We start from the raw sequence: 25,437 nt of genomic DNA on the forward strand, positions 1-25,437 counted from the left end.
TTTTAAAACATTTAAAACATATAAAAATACCTTTTAAATCAAGTTTTTTGATTTGTAATTGTACTTTTGAATTGCTTATTGATATCTATTTTAAACGTTTAAAAATGTTTTAATTTTTTAAACAAATACAAAAATCAATAAGCGCAATAACTTGATAATTATAATAAAAAACAAAATAAAAGAAAGATTTAACTCTTTCTTTTATTTTGTTTTGGTTTTAAGCAGTAGCTAAAATACTTTCTCTATATTCTTCAAATTTTTCAATGCTACCGTGTTTTTTCTTGTTGATTAAATCTTGAATAATGCCCGGTACAAAAGCTAAAACGATAAAAAGAATTAAAACAACTACTAACATTACTCTACCAACAATTTGGTCAGTTAAAAATGTGTGAGTTTGTTCTTTGGCACTTTCTAAAGTTAAAGCACTATTTGCATTCATTAATTTAGTAGCATAAGCTTGTTGATTAAATGCCGCTAAAAGAATTAAATCAACAAAAGGAACTAAGACAGTAATTAGTAAGGAAATAGAAATTAAACTAACCGCTGCTCAAGCTCAGAATTTAAAGAATGGTACACTTTGGTTAATAGTAATTTTGTTTGATGATTTATTCTTAAGAGCACCAAAAACTGCACAGCCAATAAAAGCAAAAGTAAATAGCGCAGTTCAATTAGCCATTAAATCGGCAAAGTGATAAAGTCTAGACATTGACAAAGCAGCATCTAATGAATAAATTGAATAATCATCTGAAGGAGTATAAGCTAATGCTCCTATTAAAGTAAAGACAATAACAGTAGGAATAGTTATTACTAGTGAATAAATTACTCCTACAATAGGGAAATTAGGATTTAATTTCTTGAAATATTTTTCTCAATATGGTAATTCTCCTTGAGCTATTAAATCTTCTACATAACGAGGAGCTCACATTGAAAAACCATTAATTATACCCATAACACCTATGGCAATAGCTAGGTTAATAACTCCAAAAACTATTGCGGCAGCTTTAGCAGCTGAAGCGTTATTAGCGCCGCCAAAGAGAGTTACCATTGCATCTTTCATACCGTAGAAAGAACCACCATTAATTGACATTGAAATTGCAATAACTAAGTAAATAATAGTAGTAATTCCTAAACCAAGGAAAAGAGCTAAAGGAGTTCTTTTAGGTTCTTTCATTTCTGAAGAAATACCAGCTGCTACATAAAAGCCATCATATGCGAAGAAAATTGCAGCAATTGCTAAAAATAATCCTAAACCTGCTCCAGCACCATAGATTTGGCTAAAAGTAGAACCTGTTTCTATTGTTGCTGCAGTATCTAATTGTACAGTTGCACTAATAGCATAATCAGAAGCACCTGTTCCTTTAAGAACATAACCTAAAATAGTAACTAATACTAGAGGAATAAATTTTACATAAGTAATAATTTTATTTTGTATATTTCCAACATGGCTTCAAAGAGCTGGTATTGTTAAAAAATATACTGACATAACTAAAGAAATAACTGTTCAAATTAACCAATCTACATTCGTGCCAAATGTGGCAGCATCTTGGCCAATTAAAGAACCTATTCCATCTTGTAGTGATAAAATCACATAAAGAGGCATAAAGAAGTAAGTTAATGGTAAATAAACATAAACCATAAAGTTTTTTGTTGCGTTGTAAATTACTTTACCATTAAAAATTTTTGTTCAACTTATTAAAGATAAATTATCATTTCTAACACTTGCAATTTCAATTAATGAAAGTCCCATGGCAATAACGGCAAAAGAAGCGATTATTCATGAAAAAACTGCAAGCACTAACGAAGATTGCGAGTTGGATAAAACTGAACCTGATTTAAAGAAAATACCTGCACCAATTGAACTACCAAGAACAATAAGCATGGCAGAAAAGAAAGAAATTTTTTTAGCAGCAGGTTTTTCAGGCACAAACTTAGTTTCCTGAGAATTATTCATTTCTCTCCTTATCAATTTTTAAAATACATAGTCCAATACTAGTGTTTTCTTAATATAAAATAAGCCAATATTCTAATATTACTAGCCATTAATAACTCTTGTACCTGATTTACCATTTATTGCGTCACTTACTTTATCAAGTAAAGCAATAATAGCAACATTGTTTTTATTCTCTTTTACAAAGTTAATAGCAGCTTGTACTTTAGGAAGCATACTTCCTGGAGCGAATTGATTTTGTTGAATGTATTGTTCTAATTCACTAACTGTAACTGTTTCTAATTTCTTTTGATCTGGTTTATTGTAATTTACATAAACATGTTCTACTGCAGTAAGAATAATGAAATAGTTGGCTTCTACTTTTGAAGCTAATTTAGCTAAAGCAAAATCTTTATCAATAACACCATCTACTCCATGTAATTGCCCTTTTTCATTAATAGTAGGAATTCCTCCTCCGCCACCTGCTATAACAACATTGTTAGCAAAAAAAGCTTTTTTAATACTTTCTATACCTACAAAATCTAATGGTTTTGGCGAAGGAACAACTTTTCTATATCCTCTTCCTGCATCTTCGATAATAGTTGAATTAGGATTATTAATTTCTGCTTCTTCTTTCGTTTCATAGAAAGGTCCTACTGGTTTAGTTGGATTTTTAAAAGCATCATCATTTTTATCAACAATAGTTTGCGTTAAAAAGTAAAGTACATCACAATTTTTAATGTTATTTTTTGCTAATTCATTAGAAATGGCAGTAACCATGTGATATCCAATATATCCTTGACTCATACCGCCTGCTTCTGCAAAAGGCATTAAAGGTGTTTTTTCATTTACTTTTTTAGCATCAGCAAAAGCATTAAAGATCATACCTACTTGTGGACCATTACCATGACCTACTAAAACCTGGTGACCTTCTTTAACTAATTGTGCAACTTTTTGAGCTGGAATTTGTACTAATTCTTTTTGTTCAACAGGATTATTACCTAAAGCGTTCCCGCCTAATGCAATAACAATTTTTGACATAATTAATATCCCAAAGTAGCTAAAATAATAGCTTTAATTGTATGCATACGATTTCCAGCTTGTTGAATTGATTTATTATATTTTGATTGGAATACTTCGTCAGTAACTTCCATTGCACCAGTTGCAACTACTGGATATTTTTTACCTAAAGTTTCTTTGATTTCTTTTGAAAATAAAGTGTGATCATCGTGGAAGGCAGGTAAACAGTGAAGGAAAATAACATCTTCCTTAGCTGCTTTTATCATTGCCATATCCACTTGGAAAGCACCTAATTCTTGAATACGTTGTTCGAATAATTCAAATGGTTCACCTAATGAAACTCAAACATCGGTATAAATTGCATCAGCATTTTTAGCTGCTGCTATTTTATCATCTGAAAATTCTACTGAACCACCATTACGAGCAAATAATTTTTGAACAGCATCAAAAACTTCTTTGTGTTCTGGACCATTTTTAACAATGTCTCATTGCGCTCTAGGACCACATAAGGTAATATTCATTCCAAAAAAGGCTGCACCAATTAGTAATGAACGAGCAACATTATTTTTAATATCACCAGCAAAAACAATTTTTCTACCTTTTAAATCACCCTTGAATTCTTTAATGGTCATATAATCAGCAAACATTTGTGTTGGATGTTCCGCGTCTGTTAAACCATTTCAAACTGGTACGCCTGAATATTTTACTAATGCATCTACATCACTTTGTTTAAAGCCTCTAAATTCAATACCGTCATACATTTGGCCTAAAACAGCAGCTGTATCTTCGATTGATTCTTTCTTACCGAAATTTGAACCTGATGGACCAATATAAGTACATGAAGCTCCTAAATCAGCGGCAGCTACTTCGAATGCACAACGCGTTCTAGTTGAATCTTTTTGGAATAAAATCACAATATTTTTTCCAACTAAAGGACGTGAAGCAACGTGTAACCCTTGTGCCTTAGTTCTTTTTAAATCTAATGCTAGATCTAAAACATAATTAATTTCGTCTGTAGTAAAATTCAATGCTGAATCTAAACTACGACCTAACAAATTAATTGGCATTTTATTTTCTCCTTAATTTTATTATGTAAATTACTATCAATTATATTATTAATTATTGAAATGATTACTCAATATAGTAATCCCCATATTATTTGACATCTTCTCTTACTAAAGGCATAGACATACATCTTCCTGAACCCATACCTAATGATAATTGGTTTCCATCAAATGAATATACCGTTACACCAGCAGCTTTTAAAGCAGCTTCTGTTTTGACATTTCTAGAATAACCAACTACTACACCTGGTGCAATTGTTAAATAGTTTGTTCCGTCAAAATGTGTTTCAATATCGATATCTAATTGTGAAGCATTTTCGCCAGCTATTGGAATTAGAATTGGCTTTTCACCAATAATACTTTCTAATACATCTGCTAATGGTTTTGAAGTTTCTACCATTTTAATTTCTTTAGATAAATCAATTTCTCAGATTTTTAAAACTGAAAGCATATTTGGTGAATATAAGAATTTATTCTTATCTACCATAGTCAATCATGTATCCAAGTGCATTAAATTTGGCATTGGTGGCACGTTAATAGCAACAATTTTTTTAAATTTAGCTTCTTTGTTATTTTTAATGTGTTCAGCGATAGTTAAAATTGCTTCTTTATTTGTTCTTTCGCTAACACCAATTACTAATGTGTCCTTGTTGTAAATAAATACATCACCTCCCTCAATATTACCTTTATCTAAACGATCAAATCAGTGAGGTGTTTGTTTGTATTCTGGGTGAATTGAAAAAATAAATTCAGCAAAAATTGTTTCTCTTTTTCTAACAACATATTTCATATTGTTAAGTGAAATACCATTACCTGCTGATGCAAATGGATCACGTGTAAAATATAAATTTGGCATTGGATCAACAATTAATTCAACATCAGATTCAATGTTTAATTCTTGTTTGCTTACTCCTGCCATCATTGCTCTAACCATTTTTACAGGTTGTCCTTGCATAGCAGTTATATAGTTTTTAACTCTTGCTCTATTTTCACTATTTAAAGCTGGAGTAGCTTCATCTAATCATTTTTCAATGAAGCTTTCTTTTTCTTTACTAGTAGCATATTTAACATATGTTTCTGCTACTAAATCAGAAAGTTGAATAACTTTAATTCCACGATCTTGTAAAATTTTTACAAAACTTTGGTGTTCTTTAATGGCTTGTTCTGGTTGCAAAATAGCTGAAAATAATAATTCATCAAGGCGACTTGGGCTAATTCGTCTTATTTCATCGCCTGGTGTGTGTACTAAAACTTCTTTTAATACACCTATTTCGCTATAAACGTTAATTTTACTCACAATACTCCTTAAAATATAAGAATTAATATAAAAAATAAAAATAATGCTCAACAATTAATTAAGCATACTAATTATATTACTTGGCATATTTTGTTTATTTACAAAGAAATTGCTTAAAGTAGAAAATGAAAAAAATAAATACTTTTTATACTTTAAAATTAAAAATGATAAAAAAACGAACATTAAAATTTTGTTCGTTTTTTTAAGTATTTTATTTCTTTTTTTTCTTTTTCCAAATGAAAAATCCTGCTATTCCTGCGGTTAAAAGAAGAGCTAAAGCAATAGGAACTGCAATTGCAACAGCATTTATTGCTGAAGAAGGTTTTTCTTCTTTGGCTAAGTAAAAGTCATTAATACTTAATTGTTTGTTAATTGTTTCAATATTATTGTTTTTAATATCATTAAGTATTTTATTACTTTCTTCTATCGCCTTAGTAATATTTTCATTTTTCTTTGTAGGAATTTTTTCTAACTTGTTAAGCGATTTAATTAAATCAATGACTTTATTATTTTTTTGGTTAAATACATCTAATTTAACGTTTAATTCATCGTTTTTAATATCAAGTAATTCATCAATTAATTGTTTTTTATAACTAGAATCTTTCTTGTCATTCATAGTTAAAAATTCATTGCTATTCAAAGCACTAATTGACGAAATTTTTTTGTTAATGTTAGAAGAAATATCTAAAATGTTTTCCTTAGTAGCTAAAAATAAATCATTTGTTAATTTATTAATGTCATTGTTAGTTAAATTTAAATCGTTAACTTTTTTAACATCACTAATTAAAACATTTAAATAATTAATTTCTTTACTATTATCGCTATTTAATATGTCTAGAGAATTAACTTTTGCAACTAATTTATTAGTCAAATTATTATCGCTAATTCCATTAACAATTTCTAAAATTAGATCTAATTTATTTTTTAAATTTTCTACTGAAAGGAAATTATTTTCGCTAGTTAAATCTATTTTATTAATTTCATTTTGTAATAAATTTTTAGATGAAAGATCAATTTTATTACTATTTTGAACAAGATCTAGATTTTGACTAATACTTTTAATAGAACTAATTTTATTAGCAAAATTTATATCAGCATAAGAAATTTGTTTTACCAAATCATTTAATTTATCTTTAGTTGTTTTTTCTAAAGAAGATGTATTAATGGTTGTAAAAATATCAATTTTTGAATCTATTTTGGTTAAAAATTCTTCAAAATCACTATCAATATTTTGGCTAATTAAATCTTTAGTTAAACTGTCTTTATTGTTAGAAGTTAAATTATTATTTGTCTTTAGAGAAATTATTTTATCAACTATTGAAACTAGTTGTTGCACAAGATAAGTAGTTCTTATATCATTAATATCTAAATTTTTAATTCTTGCAATTAGACTATTTTGATTTTCCTCACTAATTTGCACTTGAATAATTTTTTCTAATAAAGTTTTAATTGTTTCAACATTATTTTTTGAACTAGCAAAATATGAAGATGAAGGATTTAAGGCATTTATGAAAGTTAGTAAAATATTTTGATTTTCTAAACTAAGTTTTGCACTTTTAATTAGATTAAATAATGCAATTTTACTATCTATATTTTCTAATGATTGACTAAATGAATTATTGTTATTTTGACTATTTAAATAATCATTTGCAGAAATTGATAAAGTATTGTTAATTAAATTATCAATAGTTTCAGAACTAAGATTTTTAATATTTCTAATTTGAGCTATTTTGTTAATTTTAAGCACAAAGTTTTCAAAAAGTTTTTTGTAATTATCAGCTTCTTCTTTAGTTAAGTTGAAAGGAACAATAATTTGATCCACTTGGTTAGTTAAAATTTCTTTATCACCTGTATTTAAAGTTTGATTTTTAATAATTGAATCTTTTAATAACAATTTTTTTGCTTCTCAATTGGTAAAGCCATCTAAATTATTTTTAGCATCTATTATTCTTTTTTCTAAATTATAAATTTCTTCTTTTGAATAATTTAAACCATTCGCTTTGACTAATTCTTTGTAAGTATTTATTTCTTGATCAAAAATGTCTTTAACATTTTTTGAAGAATTTCTATAACTAATATTATCTTTATCATTAATTTCGCTAAAAATGCTATCAACTACTTCCTTTATTTTCATCATAGCATCATCTAAAACAAAGGCTTTATTAACTAAATTATTTATTTCACTAACAACTTTAACTATACCTAATTGATCTATAAAATTGGCTTTTTGGTTATTATTAAGATTAGTTAAACTATTGATTTTCACTTTAGCATTATTAACACTATTTTCTAAAATATTTTCGCCATCAAGTTCATTATAACTGCTATTTAATTCACTAATTAAAGTATTTATTTGATTTTCGTCATCAATATTAACACCTTTTCTTTTATCTACTAAATTAGTTATTTTTAAGAAAATATTTGCATATTTTTCTCTTTTATTAGAAGAAGCATTTAAATATTTAACTTCTTCAAGAGAAGATTTCTTTTCTTGGTAAGAAATATTTAATTGTTGCATTAATTGGTCAAGTTTCTTAGCTTTAGCTAATTCTTTTTCAATTTGTTCTAAATCAAAAGTTTTATCAAAAAGAGCAATAATATTAATTTTTTGATTATCGTTTAAACCATTTAAATTTCTTACTTCGTTAACTTTACTTTTTCTTAAATCAAGATTATTTTTTTCACCATCTAATAAAAATATTGCGTTAGAAATTTTACTAATATGATCTTTAATTCTATTAGGATCAAGTACTTCTAATAATCCTGAGTTAGGATTTTCTAAATTAGTTAGAGCTTCTTTAGCACTATTAATTTGTTCATCATAATCATTTTTAAATTGGCTATTAGCTTGAAGATAATTAGTAGTTTTTTTAATAGCTGCAGAATTAGTTAAATATTCTTTTAATAGTTTCATTAAATTATCTAAAACTATTAAATTATTGTTTAATTCTCTTAATTCGTTAAGTGAAGAAGAATTTTCAATTTTTGCCTTAGCTTCAGTGAATTGAACTGCTGTTAAATTAGATAATTCGCTATTAGCAAATTTAGTTAATAAACTATTTTTAACTTCATTTAAACGATTATTACCATCCAAATTATTTTTAGCATCTTTTAAATTTTGACTTATTTTTAAAACAATATTCAAACTTGCATTTCAACCATTTTGCTTATCTAAAAGATTATTTCTTTGGCTAAGTGCATCTTGATAGGCTAATTTATTATTGACAGAAGCTTGCGAATAATTAGCATTTTCTAAGTCAATAGTTTCTATTTCACTTAAAGCATGCATAGCATTTTCTAAGTCAATAGCATTATTTTTAATATTTGGTAAATTACTTTCTTCATCATTATCAATTACGCTATTAACAAAGTAATTAAGCATTTTATTATTTAAACTTTTACTATTATTAATTAGTTGAATAAGGCTATTTTTTTCATCATTAACTTTTTTAGCTTCTTCAATTAAATCACTTATTTTTTGATCTAAAGGTTCTTTTGAATTAGTATCTAGTTCTAATTTAGTGATTTTATCAATAAAATGAACTAATAACTTAGTGCCTAAATTTTTAAATTCTGCTATTTTTATTTGACTATTATTTTTAGCAAAAACAAAAGCGTTAAATAGTAGGTTATTTTCTTCATTTGGTGAAGGATTTTTTGCCATTTTATTAATTTGTTCTTTTAACCTGCTTTTTTGCTCTTCATCTAAAAGCAAGAAGCTATCAATTGTAGTTTTTAATTTTAGTCTAATACCATCTAAATTATTACTATCGTTAGTTAAATTTTGTGCTTTTTCTTCAAGAGAAGTTAAAACTTGGCTTAATTGACTAATAAAACTATCATCAAAAATATTTTCATTTAAGCTATTTAAAAGATTTTTAGCTTCTTCTAAACTTTGGCTAAATTTAGATTGTTTTTCTAAAGTTTCATTAAGATACAAAGTGCTTTCTTTAACTTTTTCACTTTCTTTAATTAAGCCGCTTAAATTTTGAATTTGTTCATTTATACTATTTAAAGTAAAAATTAATTCATCATATTCATTTTTATTAGCCAAATTATTAAATTTAGCAATTAGAAAATCTTTTTGTGTTTTCGAAAAATTACTTATTGCTTCTAACTTATTTATTAACGATGCTAAATTATCATTACCATTTAAATTTTTATATTTAAGAGTTAAATTTTCATATAAGCTATTAAGTTCATCTTTCGAAGCATTAATTAAACTATTTTTTACTAAAACACTTTGAATATAGGCTAATAAATCATCATAATTATTTCTTAAGCTAAGATCACTTAACTTGTAATTATTAGTTATTCTAGGACTATTATTTTGATTATCACTAATTGTTTGATTTGTTAATTCACTTAATTGATTTAATACTAAATCATTTAATTTTTGCATTAAAAGATTTAAATCATTAGCTAAATTAACTACATTATTTAAATCATTCAAGTTAGTATTTTTAATTTCGTTAGTTAAAAATTCTATTTGTTTATTATTTAAATAGCTAAAGTTAGTTAATTTCTTTAAATAAGAATTTTTTTGCAAGTTTAATTCGCTTGCTTCATTAAGAATATCTTGATATTGTTGATCAGGTATAGAAATATTATCATTAATAATTTTTATTGCGTTGATTTTATTAACAAAAGTATTAATTTCATTAAAGTTAAGTAACTTATTACTACTTAAATTAGTTAGAGCAAAAGAATTAACATAATTATTTATCTTATTTCAAAAACTATTTACTAAATCATCGCTAAGAGCTTTAGGTAAATTATTAATTTCATTTAAAAAGAGTTTTTTATCATCATTAGAAATTAAAATGTATTTATTTAACTCACTAATTAAACTATTTCTATAACCATCTAAATTATTAAATGCTTCTAATAAATTACTATTAGCTCTATTAATTTTATCTTCTAAAAGCAAAATTTCTTCAAGCTTAGTGCTAGTAAAATCAGTATTTTTTATATTGGTTACTAAACTATTTAAAGCGTTTAATGCTTCATCTAAAGTAGTTTTTTTAACCGTGCTATCTTTTAAATAAAGATTATTCTTTTTAGCATTAAAATCCTTATTTATAGTATTTAAAGCACTAATTAATAATTTATCTACTTCTTGTAAATTATTAATTACATTATTCGCGTTTCGATTATCTAATTTGCTAATATTAGCTTTAATTTGTTCTTTTTGATTTTGATTAATAACTACAAAAGAATCAATAATTAAATTATTGGCTTGAACAATATCATTTCCGTTTAATGCACTAAATTTAGTATTTAATTCTGTTTTTAAATTAGTTAAAGCTTCTAAATTTAAATTAGCTCCTTTTGCTTTATTTAAGAGCGTAATAACGTTATTTAAAACTTGATCATAAGCTTTTTTTGTATTTTCTAAAGCAAATTTATAATTGCCATCAATTAATTCTATTTTTGAATCAAAATTAGTTATATTTTTTCTAGTTAATTGTGTTAATTGATCTAGAGTAATATTTTTAATTTCTTTCATTTCTCTATCGATCAATTTAGCTTCATCTAGATAAGTTTTTAAATTCTTTGTTGAAGAATTAATAATACTATTTTTGAAAAATTCGCTTTGATTATCATTAATGTTACTTAAATTTTTAATTTCTAATATTGTTTGAGCTTTTTGATTATTTTTATCATTAGCTTGAGATAATAAAACTGCTATATCGTTATCATATTTACTCAAATTAGGAGTTAATTGCGCTTTAATGATTTGATCTCTAAAAGTAGTTTTTTCATCCTTTGATAAATAAGCACTATACAATTCTGTTTCTAGTTGAGTTAAAGCAGTTGCTTTAGAGCTTTCCAATGCTTCACTAAGAATATCATTTTTTTGTTTTTCACTAATTTCAGCACTAAAATTATCAACTTTGTTTTTTAGTTGATCAAGTTTATCATCTGTTAAAAGACTAAATTTAGCTAAATCATTTTTAAGAGCTATTTTATTACCGCTTAAATTAGCTAAATTACTATCTAAAGTTTTAATTGCTTCATATAGATCGTTACGAATTTTTCTTAACTTGTCTTCATTGCTATTATCAAAATTATCTGCTTTAACATCACTTAATAATTTTTGAAACTTAGTAATATTATTATCAAAATTAGTCTTATTTATAGTCCTATCCATAGAATAAATTACTTGGTTTTTAATTTTTTCTATTACCTTAAATTTATTCTCTAATTGCATCAAATTTTTATCGATTGTATCAGCTAGAGAAACAATAGTATTTGCTTTAGCTAAATCTTTATTTTTACTATCAATTAACTTATTAACATTTTCTTTTTGTTTTAAAGATAAATTAAGTAAATTATTAACTATTTCTTTAGCTTTTTCAATGCTATTTTGGCCATCTAATCTTGAATAGTTAGATTTTAAGTTTGCTAAGAGATTTTTAACTTCAGTAAGAGATGCATTTTTACCTGAAAATTTATTGAATAAATTTATTGCTTCTTCTAAACTAAGATTATAAGAGTTTTTAGCTTCTTTGTTGGCAAAGACATATTTTTCTAAAGTTTTATCTTCTTGCGAAGTAATATCTTTAATGTTATTATTTTTTGTTAAAGCTTTTAATTCAGAAAGAATTTCATCATTTAAAGCTTTCATTTGTTCGTTTAACTCTTTTGCATTTGAACCAATAGTATTTTCTAATTCACTAAGATTATAATTTCTAATTTGATCTTGGTATTGGTAAATTTGACTATTGTTTAAATAACTATATTTAGTAGGAAGTCCATTAAAGAATTGTTCTTTATCTTGGTTAGTTTTTTCTGCTTCTTTAAACTTATTTAAAATATTTTCATCAGCTTGATCACTTAAGAGATTAATTGTTGAAATATAAAAACTATAAGTTGATTTTTCAGCATCACTTAAAAACCAATAAAGTTGAATTTTGCTAAGTGCAGCAACTTTATTACCATCTAGAGAATAATATTTATTATCTAAACTATTAGGTAAATTTTTGCTACCTATTAAATCAGCTAAACTAGGATTTTCTTCACCTACATTTACATATGAAGCAACTAATTCTCTAGCGATAGATAAAATATTGTCTAATTCCCTGTTATTATTAGCAAATTTATATTTATCACTTTTTATAACATCTTTTTCAATTTGTGCTATTTTAGCCTTTAAAATAGCCATATTTGCATTATAAGTCGAGACTTTAGAAATAATTTCTTGATCTAAATTACTCTTATTAGTTAAAGGAATTAAATTCTTATATTTACTAATTTGCGCAGAATTTAAGTTTCTATAATTAGTTTCAAAATTATTGAAAAGATTTTCTTTATAATCGTTAGTTTCTTTAGCTTTTTTAACAATATTTTTAATTAGTTCTAACGATTTAGTTTCACCAAGATCTAAATCTACTGCTTTCAATTCACTAATAAAATTATTTTTCTCACTTTGACTTAAAAAGTTATACTCATTAATTTGGTTTGAATAAAAGTTTTTATTTCCGTCTAAGTGATTGAAAAGAGAATCTAGGGAATTGTGCGAATTAGATAATAAAATAGTTAAATTAGGCGAATTAGTGCCATCATTTACATCTGAAATAAGCAAATTAGATGCATCATTTAAAGTACTATTAAAATTATTTTTCAATTCATTTGAAGCATAGAAATAATTAATTTCATTACTTGAATTGTTTAAAAGATTTTTATAATAGTTAACTTTTTCTTTTAATTGCCGCATTTTATCATCATTATCTTTGTAGGCTTTAAAAATTTCGTCAACTTTTTCTTTGCTTGTTTGCGAATTTATTAAATCAACTAAATTAGAAACTTGCTTCGTATTTAAATATTGGTAAACGTTTCTAATATTATTGCTAATATTTTGCTTGTAAGCTTCAAGAAGAATGTTAGAAATTTGTACTTCATCTAGAGCATTATTAATTTGTTGTTTATAGTAATCTTTAACAACTTGGTTAATATTTGAATAAGTTTCAAGCATTTTAATAGCTTCATTTTGCTTTTGCTTTAAAATAGATAAAAAACCGTCAATAACTATACTGTTAGTTTTAGATGAACTAATTTTTTCTAAACGTTCTTTTGTTGATAAAAGTTTATAAGTAATAGTTAAAGTTCCGTTATTATCATTAGCGCTTAATTGAATACTATTTGCATCAATTTTAGCTTCTAAACTAAGAGGACTAAGAGCTAAAAATTTAATACTATTAGCTTTGATTGAAGAAGCTAAAAGATTATTCTTATTGTCAATATTTTGAATATTTTTAATAATAGAATAATCTAAGAGAATGTTATTAAGACGGTCTTTTTCTTTTAAAAACCCTGAAATAGCAATGCTATTTAAATGGTTTTTCTCACTTACATAAGTATTACGCAAACTATTGGCATTAATTACTTTTTTAGCATTTAAATCAACTGTGGAAACTAAAGTATAACTAACGTATAAATTCCCTTTTTCTAGATCATCTGGAATAATATTGCTAATAAAATTAACGTTTTCAACTTTAACACCTTTAGAAGTTAAATCAACTAAAGAACCATTAGATTCTTTATATTTAAAAACAATTTTCTTACTATCAACTTTATCAGGAGTAATTTTACTTTTATCACCATCATAAGTTAGAACAATATTAGTAGATAAATCTTCTAATTTTTTAATTTCAGTATCTCTTATGTAAATAAAAGGTCCTATTTCTTTAGAAGTGGCAACTTTTGAAGTGAGAATTTCATTAATAGTTTCATTTTTATAAGTTAAATTTTTAGTTGAATTTAAAGTATAGTTAACTTTAATATAAGAATAGGAATTAGTATCTTTATGTGTTTCAACAATGGCAAGACGGTTTATTCGAACATCTAAATTAGCATCAGTAGAAGAAACAACATTAGATAAAGAAGCATTATTAACATCAATATTTTTGCCTATATAATCAAAATAATAAGGCGAATTAGAAGTTGAACTTTCATAAGTAGTTATTAAATCATTTAATCTCTTTTGTTCATTATCTAATATCTTGGCTTTTTCATATACATCTTTAATATCACTGTCATTTTTATAAATTTTTATATCATTTTTGTTTATTAAAGCAGCAATTAAAGAAGAATATTTTTGTTTTAAAGAACGACTTAAATTACTTAGTTTATTAATTTCAGCTTGGTAGTATTTAGCTGACATAAGATAAACTAAATTTGAAAATTGTAATAATGCAGAATTTACCTTGCTAGTGTTGTCAATAATTCTAAAAGCTACGTTACTATCTAAAGTAAAATTATCTATTGAAACTTTTTTACCATTGATAGTAAAACTTTCGTTTGAAACAATAGAATTAGTAGTGTTATTAGTATTAGTTAGTAAATTATTTTTTTGTTCTTGAGTTAAACCTTGATATTGATTAATTTCTTTAGCTAATTTAACGCCATTTCCAAAGACATTAGAAAGTTCTTTAAGTAATTTTTTGGCTAAATTTTGGTACTTAAAAGTTAAAGCATGCTCGCTAACTGAATCAGTGTTGCTAAAAGTTAATGAAGTGCTTTTGGCATTTAAATTTGAAAGCGAAGAAAAAACATTAAAGGAAGGATTTTTAAACTCACCAGTAAATTCTTTAACTTCTTCTTGGAAACTATTAAATGTTTGGTTAAAAATATCCGCATAAGTTTTGCCACCATAAGTAGAGTCTAATCCATCTTTATAATATGAAGAATTAAGAAGTGTTTGAATGTTATTTTGAAAATTAACTAATCTTTTATAAAAATCATTTTTGTCTTTTATGGAATTAATAATTTCTTTGAAATCATTTGTTTTATCTGTTAAAAAGTTAGTAAAGAAAGTTTCAGTATCTTCATCATTATAATTATTTGTTTTAAGTAAAGAAGTTTTAGCAAAATCAGAAGCATTTTTAATTGCTTCTTTAATAAAATTAAGAGCTTGTTTATAGTTATATTGATTATTTTTTTTCAAACTTATGATTTCATAAGTTTTTAATTTATCGAATTCAGCTTTAATATAGTTATAACCACTAAAAGTTATTTTGTTTAATTCATTTAATTGATTAGTTAATCTTTGAATTTCATCAAGCGATTTTAAACTATTTTTATCTCTTACATTCTTTCTATCTACAAATAAAGAAAGATTGTTATTAAATTCACTAGAGAAAAAAGCTGCATATTTTAAATTTTGTGTTAAAGCAGAAATAACTTTTCTTTTATTTGCTTGGTCATTTGAAAAAAGAAAATTAATTTTATCGCTAATAAAATTTAATTCTGGTTCAGCACTAGAAAATGATGAATCACTTAAAACTTTTTTATAAAGATTGAAATAGCTTTCTTCGTATTTTTTTTGTGCTTCATTATAATCATTAATGTATTTTGTTCAAGCACTAAAATTTTTAGAAGGGTTAGATTTTAAATTAATTAAATCAGAAGTGAAATCTTTAGTATATTCGTTTTTAATTGTTTCTTTTTGAATTGCGGTTAATCACTTAGAGTTTTCAAGTAAAAGATTCAATTTAGCATAATCACTTAAATCTCAAACAATATCGATTTGACCAGCATTATTTCCAAGACCAGTTGTTGAAGCTTTATTAAATTTAAAACCATTGCCATTATTAGCTGAATAAACTCAATCTTTTGAACTGGTTGAAGAAATATTTAATTTATAATCAGAAAATTTTTTATTAGCAGGAACGTATAAAGTAGTTTTGGTTTTAAAAGTAGAATTAACGTCTTTAATTGTTTGCTTACTTTTATTGATGTCAGTAATTTTTATAGGTTTGTTTAATTTGTCAACATTTTCATAAATAAAAAGATCACTTTTTGGCATTAAAACCTTACTGCTATCAATGTTATTTTCTCTTAACCATTGAATAGTTTCTTCTTTAAATCTTTCTGTAGTTACTAAATCAATTTTGGTAATTTCTTTTTTAAAATTATGACTAATTAATCCAACATGAGCTGAAGTAGAACCGCCATGATTCCCTCTAGTAACACCAATACCTATAAATGATTCGCCAGCTGATTTATAATCATCAAAAGATCCATTTTTATTAAAGTAAGTATTTCTTTCAAGGCCATATCTAACTGATAAATAAGGCGCTCTACCCGATCAAGATAAAGTTTCAATATATAAAATGGCTCCTAAATTATCACTAAGAGCATCTTTAGTAGTTTTATAATTTTGCGCTAAATTTAACTTGCTTGGAGTAATAGGCGCTCAAGCGCTATTAATGTTTTGATTAAGATAAGAGTGTCCTATTCCTCATTTAGGAGAAGTTCCGCTTCTATAGTTATTGGTTAAAATGGCTTTTAAAGTTTCCTCTTTATATTTTGTGCTATCTTAGCCGTGCTTTCTATCATAAAAAGGAATATAGAAAAAAGTGACAATAGTTCCATACTTGTCGTTAGTATTTTTATCGAATGTCTTAGTAAATAAAATAGGTTCAAAAACATTAAAACGAGTTCATTTTAAATTTTGACCTTGCTTATTAAACATTTGATTTTTGACATTATTATTACTGCCTGTAAGTTGGGGAATTAATGAAATTGCATCATTAATTTGTTTTCCATTTGGATCTGAAACTTGAATAGAAATGCCATTAGTAAAAAGCAAATCTTTTGAAATGTAAAACATAGTTGAAAAACGTCTTTGATATTGGTCAAGATTATTAACATTATTTCCGTTTTCAATTTGTGCTAAAAAATATTTTCTATCAGAGTCATCTCATCATGTATCTTTACCATCTCATCCTGTATTTACTTCTTTATAGTCTTTGTCATTTGGAGATGTAAAAAGACGTAAATCTTTTTTGAATAATGATGAATCACTTGATAAATTACTTCTAATATTATTCGAATTAACAAAATATTTAGTAGTTCATCTTACATCATTTTGATACTTATCATTAGCAGAATGATAGGTTGCTTCTTGGTCATATGAGTTTTTAGTAACTATATCACTAGACGCACTTAAAAAAGCTAATGCTGTTAAAGATAATGGTGATAAGATTGCAGAATTAAGAGCAATTTGTTTAACTATTTTCCTTTTATTAGCCATATAACCTCACTCATCGAATAATTAATATACGACTCTAGTAATCAATATACAAATTATAAACTTAATATTAATATATCTAATTAATATTAATAATTTAAAATAAGCCTATAAAAAGGCTTATTCGGTGTTTATTTACATTTGGTGCCCAAGACAGGACTTGAACCTGCACGCCTTTTGGGCAGTAGATTTTGAGTCTACGGCGTCTACCATTCCACCACTTGGGCAATAATTATGAATTATAGCCTAAAATATATAAAATATAAGCATTAGAAAGAAAAATATGGTTGGCATAATTGTTGAATATAATCCTTTTCATAATGGTCACATTAGACAATTAGAATTTGTAAAAAAGCAATTTCCTCAAGAAAAAATAATTATTGTTATGAGTGATAAATTTTCACAAAGAGGAGAATGCATTTTAGTTTCATTTAGAAAAAGAAAAAAAATCGCCAAAAAATATGGTGTTAGTAAAGTTATTAAAATGCCTTTTTATGAAAGTTCACAAGCAGCTCATATTTTTGCTAAAAACGCTATAAATAGGTTATATAAGGCAAAAATAACTAAACTTATTTTTGGTTCAGAATCAAATAATCCAACTCAAATGATTAATCTAGCTAAAATACTTAAAAAAGAAGAACAAACATTTAATAGTTTAATAAAAAAATATATAAAAAATGATAAACTGGCCTATCCTAAAGCTTATTCTCTAGCCCTTAGCGAATTAACTAATAAAAATTATGATAAGCCTAATGATATTTTAGGTTTTGAATACGTCAAATACATAGTCAATAACAATTTAAATATTGAAATTTATACTATCGAAAGAAATATTGATTTCAATGCTAATATGCCTATAAATAAATATGCTTCGGGAACTTATTTAAGAGAATTAATTAAGCAAAATAAAAATATAAGTTTATATTCTCCTTTGAAAATAAAATATAAAAATCAAGAAGAAAAACTATTTAAAAAATTTAAAAAAAATATGCTTAAATATAAGCTTGAAAAAATTAGAGAAATACCATTAATTTCTGAAGGAATTGAAAATTTATTACTGAAAAATATTAACTGTGATAATTATCAAACTTTTATCGAAAAATGTACTTCTAAACGCTATACGGCTAGTAGAATAAAAAGAATTATAGTATGAGTTGCCAATAAAGGCTTTAAATATAAAAATAAGTAATTTAGTTATAATAAACTAGTAGAAAGAAATTATGAAAATAAAAAAAATTCCTCTTATTTTCTCTTCATTAACTTTTTTAACAATTCCTTTTTTAGTTGCTTTTTCTTGCGAAAATAATTCTAATTCTTCTTATAGTGTTTTTAAAAATACTTATGAAAAAGCTCTAAATAATCAAGAATATACTATTTATTTAGATGAAAAACAAATGCAAGAAGAAATTTTAAACTTAAAAAAAGCAGCTAAAAATAAACAGCTAAAATTTCGCTATGGTCAAATTTTGGAAAACCAAGAAAATAAAATTCCCCAAGCTTATGATAAAAATAAAAGACAATTTACTGCAGAATATCTTTTGGCTAGAAAACTTATTAAATTCAAATTCAATGATGAAAAATTAAATGATAATGTTAATTTTATTTACATTGATAATATAGAAGAACCAAACGGTGTATATTTAAGTTTTAGATTAATTGATAAAAATAATCCTAAATATTATTTAACAACTAAATTAATAAATTTAAGTGACTATATTGAATTAATTAGATATGGTAATTTACATATTCACTTTAGTTTACAAGATAAAAATAATACTAATTTAGATAATATTAAAAATGGTTTAGACATTAATGAAGCATATCAATATAATGTAAATACTAACCAAGAATACATTGAAGGACAAGATGTTTTTAAAAATGACAAATAAAGCTATTTTATAGACCTAAAAAGTCATTTTTTTATTTCGTTAAATTTAATATTAATATGTTAAAATAATAAAGCAATTATTTTAATATTGCAGAAAGAGATTAAATCTCACCTGATAGTCTAATGACTATGGGTATATTAGCTACAATAAAGTCTTTGATTTTAATTTAATCTAAAAAGATTATCTAGGAGTTTATTATTCAAACAAATAAAAGTAAAAAACCTACACCTGAACACATGATTAATGAAAATATTCCATTCGAAAAAGTCTTTGTAATAGGTGAAAATGGTGAAAAAATTGGTGTTCTTAAAACAAATGAAGCAATTGAAAAAGCTAAAGAAAAAAAATTAGATTTAGTTTTAATAAGTGTCGAACCTAAACCTATTGTTAGAATGCTTGATTATGGAAAATTCAAGTATGAACGTAAGAAAAAGGAAAAAGCAGCTAAAGAAAAACAAACTTTTGTGCAAAATCGACAAATAAGATTGACAGCAATGATTGGTGATAATGATTTAGCTGTTAAAGCTAAAAAAGCCAGAGAATTTTTACTTGATGGCGATAGAATCAAAGTTAGCTTAAAATTTAGAGGCCGTGAATTAACTCGTAAGGAATTAGGCGAAATAAAATTAAAACAATTCTATGATCTTGTTGCAGATATTGCTGATATAACTAAAGAAGCTTCTTTGGTAAATGAAAGATTTTTAGATCTTTATTTGCAACCTAACAAAACTAAAATTGCTAAATATAAAAAAGAGAACAACATAGTTGATAAATCAACTGCTAAAAAAGATGTTAAAGTTAATCAAGATGATGATTCTAACTAGAAAAGTCACACTTTACTTCGTAAAGGAGGCAAGAAATGCCAAAAATGAAGACTAAAAGTGCATTAAAAAAACGTATTAAAGTTACTGGTACAGGAAAAGTTTTACGCGAACAAGCATATCGTTCACATTTAGCCCAAAATAAAACTACTAAACAAAAACGTCACTCACGTAAGAGAGCTTTGATGCATTCTTCTGATCTTAAAAGATTTAAATACATGTTCTAATTTACCATATTAAAATTATCCATTTATAAATTTAAAATCAAATACAAGGAGAAATAATGAGAGTAAAAGGCGGAACAGTTACAAGAGCTAGACGTAAAAAATGAATAAAATTAGCTAAAGGTTATTTTGGTCACAAATCAATAGGTTACAAAGTTGCTAAACAAGCTGTAATTAAATCATGAACATATGCATTTAGAGATCGTAAACAAGTAAAGCGTAACTTTAGAAAATTATGAATTGCCCGTATTAATGCTGCTACTCGTGCTGAAAACTTATCATATTCACAATTTATTAATGGTCTAAAGAAAGCAAATATTACTATTAATCGTAAAATGCTTTCAGAATTAGCTATTAATGAACCTAAAGTTTTTTCAGAATTAGTTGCTATTGTTAAAGCAACAAAATAAATATTAAAATCAGAAATTAATTCTGATTTTTTTATTAGTTAAATTTCTTATTTTAATTAATGCAGTATATAAAAAGGCAATTAATAGTTTTTTCATAATCTGCTTTTTTATTAAAATTTTATTATCATGCTTAATAAATTAAAATACCAATTTGTAACAGCTTGAAGTAAACCGAAAATTATTTGATTTGTTATTTCAATTGTTATTTCCATTACTATTGCCTTAGCTATTTACTTTAAAGAAATTAACTATGTAGATGAAAATGGCAATAAGATTTATCTAAGAAATATTACTTTAGCAGCTGATGCATTATTAGGCTTAGGAATTACTTTAGTTGTCTTTAATCTCTTAGCTATATTATTCAACTATGGTTTTGGTAGAGAAAGCTTTAGAAGAAGCAAGGAAAGAAAAAAGCAACGTCTTAATTTTGATTTAAATGAAGAAAAGAAAAAAAATAGTCAATCAATTGAAAGTAAGATAAAAATCAAAAATTTAGAAAAGCAATTAGAGAAATTACAAGAAACTAAAAAAAGTAAAAAAGAACAAAATAATATGGTCTTTTTTATCCTAGTATTCTTAGGTTTTTTAAGCATAATTATTGCAATAATTTGTGCTTACAATTAATATTATGTTACAATAATGTTAATTGCCCGAGTGGTGAAATTGGCAGACACGCTAGACTAAGGATCTAGTGGAGCAATCCGTGCAGGTTCAAGTCCTGTCTTGGGCACCATATAAAAACGCTACTTTAATTAGTAGCGTTTTTCTTTTATTTCTAAAAATAAATCTTTTAACTGTTCATTATCAACAAAACTTGGTGCACTCATTAATATATCCTGACCTTTAGCATTTTTAGGAAAGGCAATAACTTCTCTTATTGATTCTTCTTTGGTAATAATCATCAAAAGTCTTTCTAAACCTAAACCAATACCGCAATGAGGAGGAATGCCATAATCAAAAGCACGCGTAAATCAACCAAATTGAGTTTCTTGTTTATCTTTTGACATGCCAATTAAACTAAACATTTTTTCTTGCGTCTTTTTGTCAAAAATTCTTGCTGAACCCGAACCTAATTCAAAACCATTTAAAACAATATCATACGATTTAGCTCTAATTTTATCCATAGATAAATTATCTAATTCATCTAATTGATGATTAAATTGAGTGAAAGGATGATGCGCTGCAACTCATTTTTCGTTTTCTTCATCATATTCAAACATTGGTCAATTGACTATTCATGAAAAATGATATTCATTTTCATTTGCATATTTAAACTTATCATTCAAACTTACTCTAACTGCTCCTAAAGCTTTGGAAGCATTTTCATAACTATTTGCCACAATAAAATATGAACCATCTTTATTGTTATTATTTGCTATTAATTTCAAAACTTCACTTTTTACTTTATTAGCGAAATTAGTATGAATAATTTCGCCTTTTTCTACAACAAAATAGAATAATATGTTAGCCTTATTTTTTAGAGCAATTTCTTCTAATTCTTTAAAATCTTTTTTAGTTATTAAACTATCGACAAATAATAGTCTTTTATGCGAAGCTTGTTGAATAATTTTGAAATCGCTATTAGCACAAAAATCATTAATATCTTTAATCTTATAACCGTATCTAAAATCTGGCTTATCAGTTCCATAATCTCTTAAACAGTCAAAATAGTCATATCTAGGTCAATTATTTTTTAAAATTTCTATTCCTAATGACTTAAAAGCATAATAAAACATTTCTTCAATTAATTTTTGAAAATGTTCTACTTTCATGAAAGAAACTTCAATATCTAATTGCATAAATTCAGGTTGTCTATCTTTTCTTCCATCTTCATCTCTAAAACACTTAGCAAATTGATAGTATTTTTCAAGACCTGAAATCATTAATAGTTGTTTGAATAATTGTGGACTTTGTGGCAGAGCTCAAAATTCACCTTTATTTCTCGTTGCTACTAAATAATCCCTTGCTCCTTCGGGTGTACTTTTAGCTAAAATAGGAGTTTCAACATGAATAAAGCCTTGATCAAAAAGATAATTATTTATGCTATGAAAAAGTTTATTTCGAATAAGAAGATTATTAAGCATTTTAGGTCTTCTTAAATCTAAAAATCTATTTTTTAATCTTATTTCTTCTTTAACTTCAATATCATCTCTAATTGCAAAAGGTAATTCTTCCAAAGCTTGTGAAAAAATTTCATAATCTTCTACTTTAATTTCAATTTCGCCTGATTTGATATTAGGATTAATTGCTTTTCTTCTAACTACTTTTCCATAAATTTGCATAACACTTTCTTTGTTAATTTTCAAATCTTTTTCAAAAACACATTGTATTATGCCGCTTCTATCTCTTAGATCAATAAAAGTAAGTTCACCAAATCTTCTTTTATTTGCAACTCAACCATGGACAAATACTTTTTTGCCTTCATAACTTAAATTAATTTCGCTATTATTAATTTCTTTGCTTACCATTATTCATCCTCTTCTATTACTAGATTATTTAACTGTTCTATATCAGTAGCTAAAAATTCCAATAAATCTGCATAACCATCAACTGTATAAGCGAATTTGATTTTTTCTTGAGTAGTTAAATTTTTCACAGTGTAAATTTTACCTTCATCAAAAGGATCATTGAAAATAACGTATTTTGCGCCTAATTTGCTAGCTTTATCAAAAATTTTTTTGCTCTTTAAAATTTCTTTGCTAAATTCGCTAACTATTTCATATTTTCTCAATTCGTTAGTTAAAGAGAATAAATTATTTAAATTTTCTTCATCGCTTGCCGCTATATAAACATCTATTTTTTCATCTAATTTATCTATAAAATAGCTATATTCATTCATTTCTTCTATGATTAAATCAGCACATCTATCAACCCCAAAGCCTCAACCACAAGCTGAAATATTAGGCCCACCTAATTCGCTAATAAGATTGGAATATCTTCCGCCTCCTATTAATGTTGACTGTGCACCTTTTTTATTAGAATTAGCAACAAATTCAAAAACTATTTGATCATAGTAATCTAATCCTCTTACAAGAGTAAAATCTTCTTGAAAAGTAACATGATTTTTCTTTAAAATCATCTTAAAAGTTTCATAATAAGATTTTGATTCAGCATTTAAATAACTGTTAATTTTAGGAGCTTTTTTAACAAAATCTTTTTTATTATCCTCTTTATCATCAAGAATTCTTAAAACATTATTTTCTAATCTTTCTCTACTTAAAGATGATAATTGTTCTCTATAGTTTAATAAATATTCCTTAAGTTTTTCTTGATAAATTAATCTTGAGTTTAAATCGCCTAAAGAATTAATTTTTAGTGTATAAGAAATTTCTAAACTATCCAAAATATCTTTGGCTAAAAGAATTATTTCAGCATCATTATATGGATTGGCTTCACTTAAAAATTCAACTCCAGCTTGGTTAAATTGTCTATATCTACCTTTTTGCGGTTGTTCATATCTAAACATAGGACCAAAATAAGCAAATTTATTGCTTTTAAAATGCGAATATCATTTTTCTTCAACAAGCGCTCTAACAAATCCGGCTGTTCCTTCCGGTCTTAAAGCAACTAGGCGATCACCTTTATCTTTAAATTCATACATTTCTTTTTTAACAATTTCACTGCCAGCTACACTTCTTTTATAGAGCTGTGCTTGTTCAATAATTGGAGTATCAATTCAGTTAAAATTATAGGCTCTAGCTTTGTCTAAAAATTCTCTGCGAATCATTTCAATTAATTTGGCTTCTCTAGGATTCAAATCTCTTGTTCCTTTAATTTTGTTAATCATAATACTCCTTTAATATAGATATCAATATTATATTTTACATAAAGTTTTTTATACTCAAGAGTATAAAAAAAGGTCGTAAAGACCATTATTTAATTTTTGGCATTATACTTACAGCAACTGCATCAGGACCAGTATGAACAGCAATAACAGAAGTATTGACTCTAACAGAGTTAAAAGTTAGTTTATTTTCTTTAAAAATTCTAATTACATCATTATTAACTTCTTCATTAATTCCACTTACAAAATTAATATGAAATTTTTCTAGAAGTGAAAATGGTTTATGATCTTTGACTTTATCTAAAAGTTTAGAAATAATTTGAGTAGTTGCCCCTTTATAACCTCTTGCAATACCTGCGGGAGAATTTTCATTTAAATGAAATCTAATAAAAGGTAATAATTTCATTTTTGAAACAGATTTTAAGACAAATTTTTTTAAATTCGAAATTCTTCCCCCGTTAATTAAATATTTTAAATCGAAAGGAATAATATAAGTTTCAGTATCTTTTTGTATTAATGCTAATTTCTTTTTTATGTCGTTTATTGTTAAACCTTTTTCTATGGCGTTTTTAATATATTCAATTACATACAAAAATTGATCAGCAACAAAACGGTTAGGAATAATAATAAAATTTTTATATTCACTTGTAAAATTATTTGCAGCTGACATTGCCCCTGATAAAGTTTCACTTATTGGTAAATAAATTACCATGTCATATTCTTCACACATTGAGCTAATGACATTTTCCATAATTTCTAAACTTGGTAGAGAAGTTTGAACTTTATTTCCTTGTGCAATCAATTTTAAAAGTGTGTCTTTGTTTAAATCTACTCCGTCATGATAAATTTTATTATCAATATCTACACGAAAAGGAAAATAACCATAACCTAATTTATTTGCCTCTTCTTGTGTTAAACATGAAAAAGAATCTAGAATGAATCCTACTTTTTTCATATTACCTCC

At 25.4% G+C, this 25,437-nt stretch carries 16 protein-coding genes and 2 tRNA genes; 8 read left to right on the forward strand and 10 right to left on the reverse strand.

Going from position 1 to position 25,437, the window contains the following annotated elements; all coding sequences use genetic code 4:
- Nucleotides 1–217: 217 nt before the first annotated feature.
- The 5 genes from EXC33_RS01580 to EXC33_RS01600 form a co-directional block, all read right to left on the reverse strand.
- On the reverse strand, nt 218–1,951 hold the full coding sequence (locus EXC33_RS01580; RefSeq protein ID WP_046096883.1) for an APC family permease: 1,734 nt from the start codon (nt 1,949–1,951) through the stop codon (nt 218–220).
- An 81-nt stretch (nt 1,952–2,032) separates the two neighbouring features.
- On the reverse strand, nt 2,033–2,968 hold the full coding sequence (arcC, locus tag EXC33_RS01585) for a carbamate kinase (protein WP_046096884.1): 936 nt from the start codon (nt 2,966–2,968) through the stop codon (nt 2,033–2,035).
- A gap of 2 nt (nt 2,969–2,970) precedes the next feature.
- Complete coding sequence (argF, locus tag EXC33_RS01590) at nt 2,971–4,014, reverse strand: ornithine carbamoyltransferase (protein WP_046096885.1); 1,044 nt, start codon at nt 4,012–4,014, stop codon at nt 2,971–2,973.
- An 88-nt stretch (nt 4,015–4,102) separates the two neighbouring features.
- The gene (locus tag EXC33_RS01595; protein WP_082065492.1) at nt 4,103–5,308 is read right to left on the reverse strand and encodes an arginine deiminase family protein; all 1,206 of its coding nucleotides are present in this window, start codon (nt 5,306–5,308) and stop codon (nt 4,103–4,105) included.
- 211 nt (nt 5,309–5,519) lie between these two features.
- Nucleotides 5,520–16,118, reverse strand: coding sequence for a GA module-containing protein (locus EXC33_RS01600; protein ID WP_046096886.1), 10,599 nt, complete (start codon nt 16,116–16,118; stop codon nt 5,520–5,522).
- A 19-nt stretch (nt 16,119–16,137) separates the two neighbouring features.
- Between EXC33_RS01600 and EXC33_RS01605 the strand changes: the two genes are divergently transcribed.
- A complete protein-coding gene (locus tag EXC33_RS01605) occupies nt 16,138–16,320 on the forward strand; it encodes a hypothetical protein (RefSeq protein ID WP_129727283.1) in 183 nt (60 codons plus the stop codon).
- Between the two features lie 311 nt (nt 16,321–16,631).
- On the opposite strand, the gene EXC33_RS01610 is transcribed toward EXC33_RS01605, so the two are convergent.
- Both EXC33_RS01610 and EXC33_RS01615 read right to left on the reverse strand, forming a co-directional pair.
- Nucleotides 16,632–17,348 (reverse strand): hypothetical protein, encoded by a 717-nt coding sequence (locus EXC33_RS01610; protein ID WP_046096887.1) that lies wholly within the window; start codon nt 17,346–17,348, stop codon nt 16,632–16,634.
- A gap of 139 nt (nt 17,349–17,487) precedes the next feature.
- Nucleotides 17,488–17,572 (reverse strand) — tRNA-Leu (locus EXC33_RS01615).
- A gap of 56 nt (nt 17,573–17,628) precedes the next feature.
- Here EXC33_RS01615 and EXC33_RS01620 point away from each other — a divergent pair.
- From EXC33_RS01620 to EXC33_RS01650, 7 genes are all read left to right on the forward strand, one after another.
- On the forward strand, nt 17,629–18,534 hold the full coding sequence (locus tag EXC33_RS01620) for a nucleotidyltransferase (RefSeq protein WP_046096888.1): 906 nt from the start codon (nt 17,629–17,631) through the stop codon (nt 18,532–18,534).
- A 31-nt stretch (nt 18,535–18,565) separates the two neighbouring features.
- Nucleotides 18,566–19,234, forward strand: a complete 669-nt coding sequence (locus EXC33_RS01625; protein ID WP_046096889.1) for a hypothetical protein — start codon at nt 18,566–18,568, stop codon at nt 19,232–19,234.
- Nucleotides 19,235–19,470: 236 nt separating this feature from the next.
- Entirely contained in the window at nt 19,471–20,058 is a 588-nt protein-coding gene (gene infC, locus EXC33_RS01630) for a translation initiation factor IF-3 (RefSeq protein ID WP_046096890.1), read from the forward strand.
- Between the two features lie 35 nt (nt 20,059–20,093).
- A complete protein-coding gene (rpmI, locus tag EXC33_RS01635) occupies nt 20,094–20,282 on the forward strand; it encodes a 50S ribosomal protein L35 (RefSeq protein ID WP_046096891.1) in 189 nt (62 codons plus the stop codon).
- A gap of 56 nt (nt 20,283–20,338) precedes the next feature.
- Nucleotides 20,339–20,689: a 50S ribosomal protein L20 gene (gene rplT, locus EXC33_RS01640; RefSeq protein ID WP_046096892.1), complete on the forward strand. Its 351-nt coding sequence runs from the start codon at nt 20,339–20,341 to the stop codon at nt 20,687–20,689.
- A 126-nt stretch (nt 20,690–20,815) separates the two neighbouring features.
- Complete coding sequence (locus EXC33_RS01645; RefSeq protein ID WP_046096893.1) at nt 20,816–21,313, forward strand: hypothetical protein; 498 nt, start codon at nt 20,816–20,818, stop codon at nt 21,311–21,313.
- Between the two features lie 24 nt (nt 21,314–21,337).
- Nucleotides 21,338–21,422, forward strand: a tRNA-Leu gene (locus EXC33_RS01650).
- Between the two features lie 19 nt (nt 21,423–21,441).
- On the opposite strand, the gene aspS is transcribed toward EXC33_RS01650, so the two are convergent.
- From aspS to EXC33_RS01665, 3 genes are all read right to left on the reverse strand, one after another.
- Entirely contained in the window at nt 21,442–23,157 is a 1,716-nt protein-coding gene (gene aspS, locus EXC33_RS01655) for an aspartate--tRNA ligase (RefSeq protein WP_046096894.1), read from the reverse strand.
- On the reverse strand, nt 23,157–24,476 hold the full coding sequence (gene hisS, locus EXC33_RS01660) for a histidine--tRNA ligase (RefSeq protein WP_046096895.1): 1,320 nt from the start codon (nt 24,474–24,476) through the stop codon (nt 23,157–23,159). The genes aspS and hisS overlap by 1 nt, the downstream gene beginning before the upstream one ends.
- A gap of 85 nt (nt 24,477–24,561) precedes the next feature.
- Complete coding sequence (locus EXC33_RS01665) at nt 24,562–25,428, reverse strand: DegV family protein (RefSeq protein ID WP_046096896.1); 867 nt, start codon at nt 25,426–25,428, stop codon at nt 24,562–24,564.
- Between the last annotated feature and the right edge of the window lie 9 nt (nt 25,429–25,437).

It is taken from the genome of Mycoplasmopsis meleagridis, assembly GCF_900660695.1.
In the GTDB taxonomy this organism is placed as follows: domain Bacteria; phylum Bacillota_I; class Bacilli_A; order Mycoplasmatales; family Metamycoplasmataceae; genus Mycoplasmopsis; species Mycoplasmopsis meleagridis.